The sequence below is a fragment of the bacterium genome (genome assembly GCA_037147175.1).
In the GTDB taxonomy this organism is placed as follows: domain Bacteria; phylum Cyanobacteriota; class Vampirovibrionia; order Gastranaerophilales; family UBA9971; genus UBA9971.
Window position 1 is genome coordinate 17,095 of sequence record JBAWVS010000019.1, and the last position, 13,225, is coordinate 30,319.

Sequence of the window (13,225 nt, forward strand, 5' to 3'; positions counted from 1 at the left end):
TTAATATTGTGAAAAGCAATATTTGATCAAAGAACAGAAACCTATATAAACAAGGAGATAAAATTAAAATGGTGGAAACTGCTTATAAAGGTATAAAAGTAGAAGGTTGCGGAAAAGGCAGAGCTACTTGGTACTTATACACTGATTTATGTAAAGGTTGCGGATTATGTATAGTAAAATGCCCGATCAACATAAAAGGTGAAAAATGCTTACAGTGGTCAAATGAAGTTGGAATTTACATGACTCCTGCTGTGCAGCCTGATCCGACTTTATGTATTGCTTGCGGAACTTGCGAAATGATTTGTCCTGACAGCGCAATCAGAGTAGAAAAAAATAAATAAATTAGAAAAATTAAATGAACTTTAAAGAAATAATTTACAAAGCAGAAAATACACACAATCTCACTAAAAATGAGATTGTGTGTATTCTTGCAAATGAGGATATAAACCAAGAGCTTTTCGAAGCTGCAGATAGAGTTAGAGAAAAATATGTCGGCAATGAAGTTCATCTTAGGGGATTAATAGAATTTTCCAATATTTGTTCTAAAAATTGCTTTTACTGCGGGCTTAGAAGAGATAATAAAAATATCAAAAGATACAAGCTTGAGCCGGAAATTATAATAGATTTTGCCCAAAAAGCTGCATCTTACGGCTATAAAACTTTTGTATTGCAATCAGGAGAGGGCAATATCTACTCTCTTGAGGAAATGATTTATATAATTTCTGAAATTAAAAAATTTGATGTAGCTATAACACTTAGCATTGGTGAAAAAACAGAAGAAGAATATCAATTATTCAAAAATGCAGGTGCAGACAGATTTCTTTTAAGAATAGAAACAACTGATAAAGAGCTATATAACAAACTTCACCCGGGAATGAGCCATGAAAACAGAATTAATTGCCTTAAAACCATAAAAAAACTTGGATATGAAACAGGAACAGGGTGTTTAATAGGTCTGCCCGACCAAACTATCGAATCACTGGCTGATGATATTTTGTTTTTTAAAGAACTTGGCGCTGATATGATAGGAGTTGGCCCTTTTATTCCTAATGAGGACACTCCTCTTAGTTCCGAAAAAGGCGGCGATTTTGAACTTGCTTTAAAAGTTATGGCGATTACAAGGCTTTTGCTCCCAGATATAAATATTCCGGCCACTACTGCAATGGAAACACTTAATCCTCAAGGAAGACTTATTGCTCTTCAAAGCGGTGCAAACGTTGTTATGCCAAATGTTACCGAAGGGGAATACAGAGCTTTATACAAGCTTTATCCGTGGAAAATTTGCATAAACGATTCGCCTATTCATTGCAGAGGTTGCATTACAGGAAAAATTCACGGCATAGGAAGAACTGTATCAAAAGAGTGCGGATTTAGAAATAAAATAGACTAACAAATATATTTATCGAATTTTAAAGCGAAAAAATATATCCAATAAATTACTTATAACAGGCATTACACTTAAACTTCTGCATTTTTTTGAAATAAATTCATAAGATAGTCTTTGGAATTTAGTAAAATATTTATCCAGCATGTTATTACGTTCAAGTGTTAGCTTTTCTTGCTGATTAATATTTGTAGAAAGACCTCCGATATTAAAAATATTTATTGGAAAGCCGAGGTATTTTGACTCGATTTTATGTTCCAGAAAAACTCTCAAAAACCATTCATGATCACTTACGATTTTATAATTTGTGTCAAAGTTGCCGTATTTAGAGAAAGCCGACTTTTTATAAAAACATCCCGGCTGACAGGGCGTGTTTTTCATCAGGTAAATTTTATTAAACTTATTATGTTTTTGTATGCAAATAGTTCCTGTTTGTTTATTTAGTACTGCTATATCTCCATAAATCACTTCTGCTTGAGAATCTTCTGCATTTTCGGCAACCAGTTTCAGAATATTTTCATGCAAAAATTGATCGTCAGAATTTAAAAAAAACAAATAATCTCCTGTCGCATGCTTAATTCCAGAGTTCATTGCATCATAAAGTCCATTATCAGGCTCACTGATAATAGTAGAAATTTTATCGCTGTATTTATTGACAATATTTAAAGTATTATCAGTAGAAACACCGTCAATTATTATATATTCAAAATTTTTATAAGTTTGGTTAATAACGCTAAGAATGGCGTTTTCAATAGATTTTTCAGAGTTTTTACAAACAGTGATTATTGAGAATTTCATTAAATAATTAATCTCCCATTTGCTGCATTAATAACTGCCCGTTACTGTCAATAGTTCCCGAAACGCTACCCTTAAAGTAACCTACAAATAGACTTGGATTCAATTTCAACAATGCTACTCCCATTACAATCGCAACTAGTGCTGAAACCAGTAAAAATTCCTGTAGAGATTGACCATAATTTCTTTGAGAGGTTTTTTTTAGAATTTTCATTAATTTAACTCGCATATTTTATTAAATTAAAAAATTATTTTGCTAAAATCTGCAATATTTAAAAATTTATCTCTCAAAATCCCGAGAAGATTTAGCCTGTTTTGTTTAATTTGCTCGTCATTGTCCATTACCAGCACTTTATCAAAAAAGTTTTCTATTTTTGGAATACAGTCTTCAAGATTTTTAACCAGTTGATTATAATCATTACTGTTATCAATTTTAGAAACATATTCCCATAATTCTTTTTCTGCATCTATTACAAATAAATCTGATTTTACTTTTGGGTCAAACTTCTGATTTTTGATAATTCTGATTATTCTGTTTGCTGATTCGTGAAATGCTTTATAAGAATCTTTTTTTAACAATTCGTTTACTGTCTCAACTCTTGTGATCAAGTCAGAGAGGTTTTCCAGAGAATCCTTTGCAGAAAGTGCAGCTTCTACTACATCATGTTTATATTTTTCCGTTAACTGATTTTTTAGCCTTTGAACAATAAATTCTTTTATATCATTAATAAATTTATCTTTATTTTCTATATCCAAAGGCTGGACATAAAGAGTTTTTTCTACCAGCAATGATAAATTAATATCCAGTTTTTTATCAATTATTGTATTAATTATACCAAGTGCTGCTCTTCTTAAGCCAAGTGGATCAGCCGAGCCTGTTGGTGCTTTCCCCAGTGCAAAGACTCCGCAGATTGTATCAATTTTGTCAGCTATGCCTACTACTTGCCCTGTAATAGTATTAGCAAGTTCTCCTTCAGAAGAGATGGGCATATAATGTTCTCTTATCCCTTTTGCGATAAGCTCGTCTTCTCCGTTTAATTTAGCATAATCACCGCCAATAATCCCTTGCAGCTCTGTAAATTCTCTAACCATTGTGGTTACTAAGTCTGCTTTGCACAATTCTGCTGTTCTTATTGCTTTTAAAGTCGTTTCATCTTCAAGTTTTAAATCACATCCTATAAATCCTGAAATTTGCTTTATTCTCTGTGTTTTATCAAAAAGATTTCCGAGTCCTTTTTGGAAAGTCACACCTTTTAAATCGTCCACTCTTTGGACTAAAGTCTTTTTAGTATCTTCTTTGTAGAAGAAAATTGCATCATCCAGCCTTGGTTTTACCACTTTTTCGTTGCCTTTTCTGATATTATCAAGGTTTGACTCATCATGATTTGCTATGGTTATGAAATAATTTAGCAATTTTCCTTCTTTATTATAAATAGGAAAATATCTTTGATGATGCGCAAGCACGCATACAATTACATCATTTGTAATCTCGAGATATTTCTCGTCAAAACTTCCAATTACAGGCGTTGGCCACTCAACAAGATTTGTTACTTCATCAAGGAGTTCAGCGGGAATCTCCGGCACGCCGCCTTTTGAGGTAGCAGCTTTATTAATTAAATTAACTATTTCCTGTTTTCTTCTTTGAGGATCAGCTATAACTTGTGCTTTATAAAGATTTTCAAGATAAGTATCAGGATTATCTATTTTTACCTGTTTATTTTCAGAAAATCTATGACCTCTTGAATATTGAGAAGACTCAGCATTGCCGATTTTAATTTTTACTTCTTTATCATCAAGAATAGAAACAATCCATCTGATTGGGCGTGAGAACTTTATTTCAAAGTCAGCCCATCTCATAAAACGTCCGCCTTGAATACTTAAGATAATTTCCGGAATAATATTTTTCAGAACTTCTTCAGTAGGCTTACCATCCTGTTTTATGGAAGCATATAAATATTCCACGCCTGCAATTTCTTTTTTTGAAAGTATATCCGGATTAATACCCTGCTTTTTGGCAAAACCAAGAGCTGCATTTGTCAAATTTCCACTTGCATCAAAAGCAATGTTTGCAGGCGGACCTTTAATTTCTGTTGTAAGATCAGGCTGTGACTCAGATATACTGTTGACTATTACACATAATCTTCTTGGTGTTCCATAAGTTATTATATCTTTGAATTCAATTTTATTTTCTTCAAGAACTTTTGTCAGTGATTCTTTTAGTTGATTTAAAGCTGAAGAAATAAATTTATAGGGTAATTCTTCGGTTCCAATTTCTAATAAGTATTTCTTTGTCACTATTTTGACCTTTCAATATATTCATTGCAAAACTTTAAAAAATTATTTTCCAACAATGCCTACAAGAGGAGAAGATGCGCTCGCATATGCCTTTATTGGAATTCTACCTGCGTTATAAGCCATTCTTCCAGCTTCTACACCAAGCTTAAACGCTTCCGCCATTTTAACCGGATTTTCTGCAAGTGCTATAGCAGTATTTACAAGTACACAGTCAGCACCCATTTCCATAACCTGCGCTGCTTCAGACGGAACTCCAAGTCCTGCATCAACGACAACAGGAATATTTGATTGTTCAATGATTATTTTGATATTTTCTGCTGTTTTTATCCCCTGACCGGTGCCTATAGGAGAAGCAAGCGGCATAACTGTTGCACATCCAATATCTTCCAAATGTTTTGCAAGTAGTGGATCGGCATTTATGTACGGGAGGACAACAAAATCTTCTTCAATAAGTCTTTTCGCTGCTTCAAGTGTTGCAATAGGGTCGGGTAAAAGATATTTAGCATCAGGAATAACTTCTAGTTTTATCCAGTTATTTATACCCATTGCTTTTGAAAGTCTTGCCACTCTTAAAGCTTCATCTACAGTTTGACAGCCTGCAGTATTTGGGAGTATCCAGTATTTGTTTGTATCAATATAGTTCATTATCCCTACATGCCCCGGTGCGCATGAATCAACCCTTCTTATTGCAACGGTAATAATTTCTGCACCACTGGCAATATGAGCCTGTTTCATTACTTCAAAGTCATTAAACTTGCCTGTTCCTAACATCAGGCGGGAATTAAACGTTTTTCCTGCAATTGTTATAGACATAATTAAATTCACCTTTTTAGTTTTAATTTGATTCTTACTTTTGAGGTATAAAAAATTTTTTATACCAGCTTTATTACTAATAAGATACAACGTAAAAACTCTCAATTCAAAGATTTTTTTATTATATCTTTTCAAAAAAACAATTCGAATTTCATAATATATATTTGAAGATATATAACCAATAAATAAAATAAATTTAACGAAAGAGATTTTTTAAGTATTAAAAGCTTTTAGCCATATTGTAACAAAATATTAAGTCAATTATGTCAAATTTAGCAATTTTTGCGAGTATCTACTCTTTATATATATAAGAGATATAAAGCATACACAAACACTAATAAAACAAGATTTTAGCATTAATAGATAACATAAAAGGAGTACTACTATGGGTATTGCTGCAAGTCAAGCACGTTTAACAATGATTACCGCTCGTCAAAGTGATTTAGAATTCCAAATGCAATCAATTTCACAACAAAGAAGTGTACTAGCTTTGCAGGCTGCACAATCACAGGATACAAACTCAAGTCAATCTGCACAATTACAAGCAGTAGATAAACAACTTGAATCTAAAATGCTGCAACTTCAAACACAACAAAAAATGGTTAATACAGAGTATGATTCAGTAAAGAAAACAATGGATGACAGCATTACAAGATCATTTAAAACATTAGCATAAATAAAATTTAAATAATTCAAACAAAAAGCCCTCTAAATTTGATTAGAAGGCTTTTTGTTTTTGTCTCATGCAAGTCTAATTGTAAATAAAGTTTAAGATTATTTAAAAAGCTGAAATTTAATATTTTTAAAAGGTTTATATATATTAGCGGGGTTTTTATTTAGTTTAATTTTGGTTTTATCTAAATATATAATAGAGGAGGAGATTTATGAGTATTGGCGCAATAGATTCTTTTGGCAGTACAACACAGGCTAACACAAATTTTAACACGGGTATTCTTCAGTTGCTGATGTCACTTTTGTCAAATCAAAATGCTTTAAGCTCCCAGAATACAGCTAATATTTTCGGAACTGCAGACTATAATAATTTATTAGGGTCTAGCAGTAATTCAGGAGTTAACAGTATTTTTAATAGCGCAACTATTCCAACAAACTCAAGCACAATAGATTCATTGACATTAAATTCCCGTCCAACTGCTGATGAAGAAAAAATGCTTGCAAGCGGATATGCGTCTTACGTTAAAACAGCATTAGATACAAAAATCCCATCTATGAAAGCAAAAAAATAAATCATAATTTATTTCAACTAATTTTCTATAATTTTTTAAAAAAAACAATAACGAGAGCGAATATTTCGAGCTTGTTATTGTTTTTTATATATCAAAATTCATTAATATTTAGACCTTTATGTTAATATATTTATTAAATTCAGGAGGTTTTCGATATTTATGAGTAGATATGTAAATATAAAAATTAAAAACTTATTATTCTTAACAGCAACTTTGTTTGCATTTATATCTATAAATAGCACTGCTTATGCTCAAATACCTGATGTGGATTTCCAAACAACCCCTGATATAAACTCATTTCAGCAATATACAGATGAAAGTGATGTTTATTATAAGAATGGCATGGAATTTCTTAACTCCAAGCAATACACAAAAGCCATTGATTCTTTCGAAAAAGCTTTAAGCCTCGCTCCTGACAGAACAACTACAAGAATTAATCTTGCTGTTACTTATATAAATAGGGGAACATATTTTTATAATCAATTAAAAGACTTTGACAAATCAGCCAGCGACTACAGAAACGCTATTTATCTCTTAAAATACGACAATTTTGTTCCGACTTCTGATATGGCTGCTAAAAACCTTGCTGTGGTCAAAGCTGACCTTGATAACATTTACAAGGATGCCCAAGTAGCCTCGACAAAATCATCAAGGCTGAGAATAGCAAGAGAATTAAGAGGACAGGGAAAATTCAAAGAGGCTTTAGTCGAATTTTATGAATCGTTAGAAGGAAATCAAACTGATTTTCCTATTTACACAGCTATAGCTGATATATCATCTGTTCTTCAAAATGAAAAAACTGCCATAAAATACTACCGGAAAGCTATTGAATATAATACGAATAATGCTGATCTTCATTTAAAACTTGCACAATCTTTAAATAATTCGGGCGACAGCGAAAACGCTGTAAAAGAATTTAATATTGCCCTAAAAACAACAAAAAAAGAAGATCAAGCTGAAGTTTTACAAGATTTAGAAAATTTATGGGTAAAAAAGCTTCAAGACAACCCCCAAGACGCTTCAGCACACATGAATTTAGGAGTTGTGCTTCAAAAAAAAGGGGATTTTGACGGAGCTTTAAAAGAATACCAGTTTGCTGAAGAAATAAATCCAAACGATATAACAACAAGGTTAAATATTGGAACTTTGTGTCAGGCAAAAAAAGATTATACTACTGCCATCAACGCTTATAATACAATTCTTCAAGTCAATCCCGATAATTTATGGGCTCATTATTACAAAGGAACTGCCTTAAGAGATATGGGGCAGCTTGATGATGCCATTAAGGAATTTCAGTTTGTCTTAAATAAAGATGCTTCAAATACTAACGCAAAAGAGGCACTCTTTGATACTGTAAAAATGTTTCCTGATAATCAGGATGTATCAGCCATATTCAAAACTTTTGCGGATAATAATCCTACAGATGCGATTGCTCAATATAAATACGGGTTTCATTTGCATTCTTTGAAAAGATTAGATGAAGCTTTTGAATATTACAAAAAAACTATTGCACTTGATCCAAAATTTGCTGATGCTTATTTAAACATGGCCGTTATGTATAAAGAAAAAAATCAAACTAATAACGCTATTTCTTCACTACAAAACGGGCTAAAATCCGCACCAAAAAACCAGAAATTAAAAGAAATGCTCTCTTCTCTCAATTCTCAAACGGTAACATCAAGGTACCAAAATGCCCTTAACAAGCATAATCAAGGAAAATATGACGAAGCAATAAAAGAATATTTAAGTATAATTCAGATAAGCGAACCTGATGCTGACCTTTATATAAATCTAGGAGCAGCTTATCAGGCTTCTAAAAAACTAAATGACGCCGCAGGTGCATATATCAAAGCTACGCAAATAGACAGTAAAAATTCAACAGCTTTATACTATTTAGGAACTGTTTATTCTGCGCAGGGAAAAAACGAAGAAGCTTCCAAAGCTTACAGGAAAGCGCTTGTTTTAGATCCTGAAAATAAAGATATTAAGCAGGCATTAAAAGATTCTAATCAATCAATTAAGGATAGTTCCCTGCAAACAGGCATAAATGAATACAATAAAGGCAAATACAGTGAAGCTTTATTGATATTTAACACTCTTTCAATGAAAGACCCAAACAACGGAAATGTTTATTATTACAGAGGAATGGTCTATGATGCCCTCAAAAAATATCAATTAGCTATTGCAGATTATAAATTAACAATAAAATTCAGCCCTGATCTCTCTTATGCTTATTACGCAATTGCTGTTGATTATGATACACTCAGGAATTATCCTGAAGCTAAGAAATGGTACAGCTTTTTTATAATTAAATCCATTAATAAATCAGACCAGTACGTAAAATATGCCAGAGACAGAATTAAACAGATTTAACAAAAATATGCAAACAGAAAAACTTATAAATACAGACTCTTTAAAAATTGGTAGCCTTAAACTTAAAAGTAAAGTTGTTGCTGCGCCTATGGCAGGGATTACAGATACTGTACTAAGGCAAATGATAAGAATGTTTTCCAAAGATTGCCTTTTAATGAGCGAAATGCTTAGCTCTGAAGCACTTAAATTCAATAAAGAACAGAAAATTCTTTTATACGACAAAACTGAATATCCTTTGTCTTTTCAGGTGTCAGGGCATAAACCTGAATTAATGGCGGAAGGCGCAAAAAAGCTTGAGCCTTTTGCACAAATTATTGATATAAATATGGGCTGTCCTGCTCCTAAAATAGTTAAAAACGGCGATGGGGCAAAGCTTATGACAGACCTACCTCTTGCTTCTTCAATTATTAAAGCAGTTAAAAAGTCCGTGAGTATTCCTGTTACAGTAAAATGCAGATTAGGCTGGGATTGCAATTCTAAAAACTATATAGAATTTGCTAAAATGGTTGAGGATTGCGGAGCAGACGGGATTATCGTCCATGGCCGCACAAAATCACAGATGTATAACGGTAAAGCTAATTGGGAAGAAATAGGTAAAGTTAAACGGGCGGTAAAAATTCCTGTAATAGGAAACGGAGATATAGATTCGCCTCAAAAAGCCAGAGAATGCCTCGAACATTCGGGTTGTGACGGTATCGCTATCGGTCGGGCAATTATGGGCGATCCGGGATTAATCGGAAGGATAGAAAAGTATATTTCAACGGGAGAATTACAGCCTGAGCCCTCTCAAAAAGAAAAACTTGAAATTGCTTTGCTTCACTGCAATAAAGAGATTGAACATATGAAAAATGAACTTAACGGGATTAAATTTATGCGAAAGTTTTTTGCTCATTATGTTACCGGGATCAGAGATGCTGCAACCTACAGGGCTGATTTAGTCCGATGTAGCAAACTTTCTGAAGTTGAAGAAATTTTTACCCGAATATTACAAAATTAAACGGTTGTTATAAATTTCAGAATTTCTCTATCTTAAGATTTTGCCTAATATTACTGCTTTAAAGTTTATGCTCTTGCAATAAATACGGATAATGTAGAGCCTTCTGGTATACTTTTTGCTAATCCTGACAAAATTTCAGGCTCACTTTTAGCAGTCTGCGAAATTAAAGTATTATTATTAATAAAAACATCGCAACCATTATACTTAAGCGTTCCTGATAAATATTTAGTGTCTTTTATCGGGTCTACTTGAAGAGATATATTTTTTGAGTCCATTAATTCTTTTAGTCTTTCCGGAGAAATACCAAAACTTAAAGATTTTTTTTGTGGAACTTGTCTATTCAAAACTGAATTTAAATTAAGCACCTTTACTTTTCCTTTCTTAATTTATTTATTCAATTTATATAAAACTCGTAAAGAAAAATGTTGATGTTTGAGGATTATAAAATTTACATAAATTTACAATTTTTTGAACAAAAAAATAAATTAACAGTCTGAATAATTAAAAAGATAAACTTAACATTTTGTTGGATATAATTGTTTATAAAATAACTTTAAGATATAAATTTTAGTAATAGAGAAATAGGGTTTAGATTGAATATGTACATATCGGGTTACGGGATGTTAATTGCTTTTATTTTATTTTCTTTCGCTTTTGCCGCGGCAGCTTTGATTATGTCATTTCTGGTTCAGCCAAAAGCACCGGGAAAGCAAAAAGAAAAAACTTATGAATGCGGAATGAAACCGTTCGGGGATTCAAGAATTCAATTTGATTTAAAGTATTATCTTTACGCTTTATTATTTCTAATATTTGATATTGAAGCTGTTTTTCTTTTTCCATGGGCGGTGAGCTATAATAAATTAGGACTGTTTGCACTGGTAGAAGCTTTAATATTTATAGCAATACTAGTAGTAGGACTGGTTTATGCCTGGAAAAAAGACGCTTTAAAGTGGCAATAAGTGGAATTTAATTAATCAAGGACTTACATAAATAATGCAGATAATTTTAACAGCAGTCGATTTTATATACAACTGGGGAAGGTCTAATTCTTTATGGCCTTTGACATTTGCTACTTCGTGCTGCGGAATTGAAATGATTTCAGCAAGTGCAGCAACTTTTGACATATCAAGATTCGGCTCGGAAGTCTTTAGGGCAACGCCACGTCAAGCTGACCTAATGATAACTGCCGGTACTGTTACTCACAGAATGGCACCTGCTTTAGTCCGTCTTTACGAACAAATGCCTGAGCCTAAATATGTAATTGCAATGGGAGCTTGCGCAGTTACAGGCGGAATGTACGAGAACGATTCTTACTCTGTAGTTAGAGGGGTAGACAGACTGGTTCCTGTTGATGTTTATTTGCCGGGATGCCCTCCAAGACCTGAAGCACTTCTTGATGCAATAATAAAGCTTCAGAAACAAATGAAAACAGAAACTATACTGGATAGAAAAAAATATCTTGACGCGCATAAGCCCAGAGTGACGCTTTCAGAAGATGAAAATTGTGAAGTTCTGCTTCCCAATTCCGAATTTGAAGTAATTCACTGGGGCGTACAAAAAATAGGTTATGACACTGATTATAATTGCAAAGAAGCACAAAGCGCTGACGTTGCAATATAAAAATTAACGGAGAATAGCGTGCCTGAAACATCTAATATTACAGCAATTGACGAAAAATTCGAGGTAAAACACCTTGATAAAACCTCTGATGGCATTGAAATAATTGAAGTACCAAAAGATAAGTTAATTGAGCTTGTTACATACCTTAAAATGCACGTAAATACACAATTTAATATGCTTTTTTCTGTAAGCGGGCTTGATAGAGTTGATTGTTTCGAAGTTGTTTACAATTTTTATTCAACAGTTTTCCATAAAAAACTTCTTTTAAAAGTTAATCTTGAGAAAGAAAATCCGGGTGTAGAAAGCTTATGCGGATTATATTCGGCGGCTGATTGGCACGAAAGAGAAACTTATGACTTATTAGGCATAAATTTCTATAATCATCCTAATTTAGAAAGAATTTTGTTACCAAAAGACTGGATTGGACACCCTTTAAGAAAAGATTATGTGAATAAAGATAAAAGATTGAACTGGAACGAAAGATAATGGTAGTAGAAAATACTTTTAATAAAGAAATGATAATAAATGTCGGGCCTCAACATCCCAGTACTCACGGCGTTTTAAGGTTAGTTATGTCGCTAAATGGCGAAATAATTAAAGAAACAAAACCCGTAATCGGATATTTGCATAGAGGGATGGAAAAACTTGCCGAGAGCAGAAATTATTTTCAGTATTTACCGATGGTTGACCGAATAGATTATTTATCGAGTTTCTTTTGTTCAGCAGCTTTCTGTTATGCGGTGGAATCTATTGCAGGGATTGTGGTTCCTAAAAGAGCCGAATATATCAGGCTAATCACGATGGAATTTAACAGAATTGCCTCGCATTTAATGTGGGTTGCTTCATTTTTGCTGGATTTAGGAGCGACTACTCCTATGTTTTATGCGTTTAGAGAGCGTGAAGACATAGTTAAACTTTTTGAAGAACTGACCGGACAAAGAATGATGTATAATTTTTACACATTTGGCGGAGTAAAAAAGGATTTGCCCGAGGGTTGGATGAATAAAGCTCTGGATTTATGCAAAATAATGCCTAAAATGTTCGATGAATACGAAGCAATTATCACTAAAAACCCTATATTTTTAGAAAGAACAAAAGGTGTCGGTATTTTAACTCCGCAAATGGCAACAGATTACGCAATTACAGGAGCAAATATCAGAGCATCGGCAATCGATTTGGATTTAAGAAAAATAAATACTTATTCGGTTTACAACGAAATCGATTTTCAAACACATCTTGCTGAAAATGGTGATAGTTACGACAGATATATAGTAAGAATTGCCGAAATGAGAGAATCTATCAAAATTATAGAGCAGGCAATAAAACAAATTCCCGGTGGTACACCAGAAAAATTAAAAGTTAAAAGCGTAAACTGCGGCTGTAAAGACGAAAATTGCGAATATTGCGGTTTCGACACACAACTTATAGCGAAAAAACTAAATGCCGCTGTTTTTAAACCACCTGCAGGTGAAGCAATTTCCACTATTGAAGCGCCAAGAGGAGTCATAACCTGTTATGTAGTGAGCGACGGTACAAATAAACCTGTAAGAGTCAAATGGAGAACTCCTTCGTTTTCTTCTGTACAGGTGTTACCTGAGCTGATAAAAGGCAAAAATTACTCTGATTTAATGCCGATTTTTGGAAGTCTTGACGTTGTACTTCCTGAAGTTGACAGATAAGCAAAACGGGAGAAATAAAGTTATA

Annotated in this window: 14 protein-coding genes and 1 pseudogene; 10 read left to right on the plus strand and 5 right to left on the minus strand. The window is 33.1% G+C overall.

The annotated features are described in order from the left end of the window. The first annotated feature begins 68 nt into the window (after window positions 1-68). The gene (locus WCG23_06145) at window positions 69-341 is read left to right on the plus strand and encodes a 4Fe-4S binding protein (protein ID MEI8389450.1); all 273 of its coding nucleotides are present in this window, start codon (window positions 69-71) and stop codon (window positions 339-341) included. Between the two features lie 14 nt (window positions 342-355). Continuing rightward, window positions 356-1,390 (plus strand): [FeFe] hydrogenase H-cluster radical SAM maturase HydE, encoded by a 1,035-nt coding sequence (gene hydE, locus WCG23_06150; GenBank protein ID MEI8389451.1) that lies wholly within the window; start codon window positions 356-358, stop codon window positions 1,388-1,390. A gap of 9 nt (window positions 1,391-1,399) precedes the next feature. Here hydE and WCG23_06155 read toward each other — a convergent pair whose 3' ends face one another. From WCG23_06155 to WCG23_06170, 4 genes and pseudogenes are all read right to left on the minus strand, one after another. Then, a complete protein-coding gene (locus WCG23_06155; protein MEI8389452.1) occupies window positions 1,400-2,182 on the minus strand; it encodes a glycosyltransferase family 2 protein in 783 nt (260 codons plus the stop codon). Between the two features lie 7 nt (window positions 2,183-2,189). Then, a complete protein-coding gene (locus WCG23_06160; GenBank protein ID MEI8389453.1) occupies window positions 2,190-2,408 on the minus strand; it encodes a hypothetical protein in 219 nt (72 codons plus the stop codon). A gap of 11 nt (window positions 2,409-2,419) precedes the next feature. Next, the gene (glyS, locus tag WCG23_06165; GenBank protein ID MEI8389454.1) at window positions 2,420-4,474 is read right to left on the minus strand and encodes a glycine--tRNA ligase subunit beta; all 2,055 of its coding nucleotides are present in this window, start codon (window positions 4,472-4,474) and stop codon (window positions 2,420-2,422) included. A gap of 42 nt (window positions 4,475-4,516) precedes the next feature. Beyond that, window positions 4,517-5,281 (minus strand): annotated as a pseudogene (locus tag WCG23_06170) (thiazole synthase). A gap of 391 nt (window positions 5,282-5,672) precedes the next feature. On the opposite strand from WCG23_06170, the gene WCG23_06175 reads away from it, so the two are divergent. From WCG23_06175 to dusB, 4 genes are all read left to right on the plus strand, one after another. Next, complete coding sequence (locus WCG23_06175; GenBank protein ID MEI8389455.1) at window positions 5,673-5,963, plus strand: hypothetical protein; 291 nt, start codon at window positions 5,673-5,675, stop codon at window positions 5,961-5,963. Between the two features lie 208 nt (window positions 5,964-6,171). Further along, window positions 6,172-6,531 carry a hypothetical protein gene (locus WCG23_06180; GenBank protein MEI8389456.1) on the plus strand — a complete coding sequence of 120 codons (360 nt, stop codon included), beginning with the start codon at window positions 6,172-6,174 and terminating at the stop codon, window positions 6,529-6,531. A gap of 159 nt (window positions 6,532-6,690) precedes the next feature. Next, on the plus strand, window positions 6,691-8,904 hold the full coding sequence (locus tag WCG23_06185) for a tetratricopeptide repeat protein (GenBank protein ID MEI8389457.1): 2,214 nt from the start codon (window positions 6,691-6,693) through the stop codon (window positions 8,902-8,904). Then, the gene (gene dusB / locus WCG23_06190) at window positions 8,876-9,901 is read left to right on the plus strand and encodes a tRNA dihydrouridine synthase DusB (protein MEI8389458.1); all 1,026 of its coding nucleotides are present in this window, start codon (window positions 8,876-8,878) and stop codon (window positions 9,899-9,901) included. Before WCG23_06185 ends, dusB begins: the two co-directional genes overlap by 29 nt. A 65-nt stretch (window positions 9,902-9,966) precedes the next feature. Here dusB and WCG23_06195 read toward each other — a convergent pair whose 3' ends face one another. Then, a complete protein-coding gene (locus WCG23_06195) occupies window positions 9,967-10,266 on the minus strand; it encodes a hypothetical protein (GenBank protein MEI8389459.1) in 300 nt (99 codons plus the stop codon). 234 nt (window positions 10,267-10,500) lie between these two features. On the opposite strand from WCG23_06195, the gene WCG23_06200 reads away from it, so the two are divergent. From WCG23_06200 to WCG23_06215, 4 genes are read left to right on the plus strand one after another with little or no spacing between them, the layout of a single operon-like run. After that, window positions 10,501-10,860: an NADH-quinone oxidoreductase subunit A gene (locus WCG23_06200; protein MEI8389460.1), complete on the plus strand. Its 360-nt coding sequence runs from the start codon at window positions 10,501-10,503 to the stop codon at window positions 10,858-10,860. Between the two features lie 34 nt (window positions 10,861-10,894). After that, window positions 10,895-11,521 (plus strand): NADH-quinone oxidoreductase subunit B family protein, encoded by a 627-nt coding sequence (locus WCG23_06205; GenBank protein ID MEI8389461.1) that lies wholly within the window; start codon window positions 10,895-10,897, stop codon window positions 11,519-11,521. A gap of 18 nt (window positions 11,522-11,539) precedes the next feature. Continuing rightward, a complete protein-coding gene (locus WCG23_06210) occupies window positions 11,540-12,007 on the plus strand; it encodes an NADH-quinone oxidoreductase subunit C (GenBank protein MEI8389462.1) in 468 nt (155 codons plus the stop codon). After that, window positions 12,007-13,200 (plus strand): NADH-quinone oxidoreductase subunit D, encoded by a 1,194-nt coding sequence (locus WCG23_06215; protein MEI8389463.1) that lies wholly within the window; start codon window positions 12,007-12,009, stop codon window positions 13,198-13,200. Before WCG23_06210 ends, WCG23_06215 begins: the two co-directional genes overlap by 1 nt. The last annotated feature ends 25 nt before the right edge of the window (window positions 13,201-13,225 follow it).